The sequence below is a fragment of the Candidatus Liberibacter sp. genome, assembly GCF_014048425.1.
Taxonomy (GTDB): Bacteria; Pseudomonadota; Alphaproteobacteria; order Rhizobiales; family Rhizobiaceae; genus Liberibacter.
On sequence record NZ_JACETX010000021.1, the window covers coordinates 18,660 to 22,598 of the forward strand.

The window sequence follows — 3,939 nt, forward strand, 5'->3', positions numbered from 1 at the left end:
GTCGTTAAGAGTCAGATTCATGCTGGAGGCCGTGGTAAGGGAAGATTCAAAGGATTTTCTTGTGATTCTAGGGGTGGAGTGCGGTTGGAAAAATCCGTTGAATCTGTTGTTGCAGATGTTCGGGAGATGCTTGGTGCTACGCTTGTTACGAAGCAGACTAGTTCTGTAGGCAGCAAAGTTAGCTGTTTGTATATTGAGGATGGAGCAAATATTCTTCGAGAACTTTATCTTTCAATTCTTGTGAATCGTTGCTCTGGACAGGTTGCCTTTGTTGTTTCTACCCAAGGGGGAATGGATATTGAGGAAGTTGCTAGGGATTTTCCGCAGAAAATTTTTAAATTACCAATTGATCCTATCCATGGCGTAACATCTGAGGATGTTGTCAGTTTATGTGAAGCTCTTGAATTAGAAGGGAAGGCTCGCGTCGATGGTGAGATTCTCTTCCCTAATTTGTATAGAGCGTTTTGTGAAAAAGATATGAGCTTGCTAGAAATCAATCCGTTGATTGTTATGGAAGATGGTCATCTTAGAGTTTTGGATTCCAAGGTTTCTTTTGACGATAATGCACTATATCGACAGGCGGATATTCAGGAATTGCGGGATATATCCGAGGAAAACAGTAGAGAAATAGAGGCTAGGAAACATGATCTTTCCTATATAGCGCTTGACGGGAATATAGGCTGTATGGTCAACGGTGCTGGTTTAGCAATGGCTACTATGGATATTATCAAGATTTATGGAGGGGAGCCAGCTAATTTTCTTGATGTTGGAGGAGGGGCTGATAAAGACAAAGTTGCTTCTGCTTTCAAGATTTTAACGTCTGATTCTTCTGTAAAAGGAGTTCTGGTTAATATATTCGGAGGAATTATGAGATGTGATGTCCTTGCGCAAGGTGTTTTATCTGCGATCAAGGAAGTTGGCATAAATATTCCTCTTGTTTTGCGTCTTGAGGGGGCTAATGTAGATCTTGGTAATAAACTTATCGCTGATAGTGGTTTGAATGTTATTGCGGCAGTTGACCTTGATGATGCTGCTCAGAAAATAGTTAATGCAGTGAAGGGGAGTTAAATTTCGTGTCTATCCTAGTAGATAAGAATACGAAGGTTCTTGTGCAGGGATTAACAGGTAAAGCAGGGACGTTTCACACAGAACAGTCTATTCTATATTGTAATACGCAGATTGTTGGTGGGATACACCCTAAGAAAGGTGGTTGTTTTTGGTCTGGAGCTGGTGCACGTTTGCCTGTCTTTGCTTCGGTTTCTGAGGCTAAAGAGCGTACGGGAGCCAATGCTTCTGTCATATATGTTCCGCCTAGTGGATCCTATGATGCTATCATTGAAGCTATTGATGCGGAAATTCCCTTGATCGTTTGTATAACTGAGGGCATTCCGGTTCTGGATATGGTAAAGATAAGGGCTCGGATTAGGAAATCTTCTTCGCGGCTTATTGGTCCTAATTGTCCTGGTCTTTTGACGCCTGAGGAATGTAAAATAGGTATTATGCCGGGTTCTATTTTTCGCAAGGGATCAGTTGGCATTCTCTCTCGTTCAGGTACTCTTACCTATGAAGCTGTATTTCAAACTTCGCAGGAGGATTTGGGTCAGAGTACGGCTGTTGGTATTGGGGGTGATCCTGTTAAAGGCTCTGAATTTATAGACATTCTTGAAATGTTTTTGGCGGATGAGGACACTCAATCAATCATTATGGTTGGTGAAATTGGAGGGTTGGCGGAGGAAGAAGCTTCTCAGTTTCTAAAAGATGAGGCTAAGCGTGGGCGTAAGAAGCCGATAGTTGGTTTTGTTTCTGGTAGGACAGCCCCTCCTGGTCGCACTATGGGGCATGCTGGTGCTGTGATTTCCGGAGGAAAGGGTGGAGCTGAAGATAAAATTGCAGCAATGCAAGAGGCTGGCATACACATTGCGCCATCTCCTGCCCGTATTGGAAGAACCCTTGCAGAAGTTTTGAATAGTTTATGAGTTTTTAGATTTTTTATGTTTATATTATTACCAGGAAGAGAATAGGGAAAAGGATAATGCAGAAATATTCCAGTGAAAGACTTTCTCTTTCTTCTTTTTTAGATGGTTCCAACTATTCTTATGTTGAGAGTTTATATAAAAATTATAAAGAAAATCCTTTAAGTGTCGGTGATGAATGGCGTTCGCTATTTTTATTGCTTGATAAGAATCCTGAGCATTTAGATCGACTGGGAGAGAATTCGCAGCGTTTTTTAAAAGATAAAAAGATTGCAGGAGATGTTGTTTCCGGAGAAGAAAAGGATGATTTTATTTCTTCAAACAATGATCAATCCGTCAAAGATTTTTATCGGGTTATGATGATGGTAGAAGCCTATCGTACTCGCGGGCATTTTAATGCTCGTCTTGATCCTTTAGGGTTGGCTTCTCCTTCTGTAGACTTACAGGATTTGTCTCCTTCGTATTATGGTTTTACGGAGGTTGACTATGAGCGTAGAATTTTCATGGATGGTGTATTAGGTCTTGAGTATTCTATTATCCCTGAGATTAAGGAAATTCTTTCTCAGCTGTATTGTTCTACTATAGGTGTGGAATTCATGCATCTTTCCAGTTTTGAAGAGAGAGATTGGATACAAAATGCGATTGAAAAAGGCGGCGTATTAGATGATTTATCGGCAGATCAAAGGAAAGGCATACTAGGTAAACTTATTGAAGCCGAGGGTTTTGAAAATTTTATTGATGTCAAGTACAAGGGAGCTAAGCGTTTTGGCATTGATGGTAGCGAAGTCATTATTCCTGCCCTAGAAGCTATTATTAAAGAGGGGGTTCAGCAAGGAGTAGTAGATGTCGTTATGGGCATGTCCCATCGTGGACGTTTGAATGTCTTATCGCAAGTGGTAGGAAAGCCGCAACGCGCCATATTATATGAATTCAGAGGAGCGGATTCCAATTCTACTGATGTAGGGCATTCAGGAGATGTTAAATATCATCTTGGAGCTTCTTGTACGTGTCAGATTTCTGGTAAAGATATAAATATATCTCTTATGAATAATCCTTCTCATCTTGACTTTATTGATTCTGTAGTCATGGGAGGGGCTAGAGCCAGACAAGACATCATTGCAGATATTCCTGGCGGAGAATATAGTGTTCCTTTGCAAGATCGCTCCAAAGTTTTGCCGATTCTTGTTCATGGAGATGCTGCTTTTGCAGGGCAAGGGATAGTTTCTGAGGTTTTGGGATTATCTGGTTTGTCGGGATATACTGTCGCAGGTAATGTGCATCTTATTGTGAATAATCAGATCGGATTTACTACTAATATGTCTTCAGGTCGTTCTTTTCCATATCCTTCAGATATTTCTAAAGCGCTTTCTATTCCGGTTTTTCATGTTAACGGAGATGATCCAGATTCTGTGATTCGCGTAGTTAGAATAGCTACGTTGTTTCGTATGAAGTTTCAAAAGTCAGTTGTAATAGATGTATTGGGCTATCGACGTCTTGGGCATAATGAGGGTGATGAACCGTCGTTTACGCAGCCTAAGATGTATAAGACGATACGATCACATCAGTCTGTAGTTCAGTTATATGCGGATCGTCTTATTCGTGAAAAGATTGTTTCTGCAAAAGAAGTTCAATCTTTGAAGGATGATTGGCGTTTATATCTGGAAGGTGAATTTAAGGCTAGTGATAACTATCGTCCTGAAGAAAGGAACGATTCTTTTTGTTCAACTCCGTTGATTGTCAAACGTAAAGAGAAAAAAGGATTGCAGAAGACTTCTGTCCCTCAAGATCTTCTCAAGGAAATAGGTTCTAAACTGTGCTATATTCCGAAATCTTTCAATCTGCACAAGGTTGTTGGGCGTCTCATAGAAAATCGTAAAAAGATGATTGAGGAAGGAATGGGAGTGGATTGGGCTATGGCGGAAGCTTTGGCTTTTGGTTCTCTTTGTATTGAAGGTTATAAGGTGCG

3 protein-coding genes are annotated in these 3,939 nt (G+C 40.7%); all 3 read left to right on the forward strand.

Annotated features, from left to right (window positions below):
* On the forward strand, positions 1-1,068 hold a 1,068-nt coding region (gene sucC, locus H0G72_RS03425), incomplete at its 5' end, for an ADP-forming succinate--CoA ligase subunit beta (protein WP_182017387.1).
* A 5-nt stretch (positions 1,069-1,073) separates the two neighbouring features.
* A complete protein-coding gene (gene sucD, locus H0G72_RS03430; RefSeq protein WP_182017388.1) occupies positions 1,074-1,976 on the forward strand; it encodes a succinate--CoA ligase subunit alpha in 903 nt (300 codons plus the stop codon).
* 56 nt (positions 1,977-2,032) lie between these two features.
* Positions 2,033-3,939: thiamine pyrophosphate-dependent enzyme (locus tag H0G72_RS03435; protein ID WP_182017389.1), on the forward strand; the 1,907-nt coding region annotated here is incomplete at its 3' end.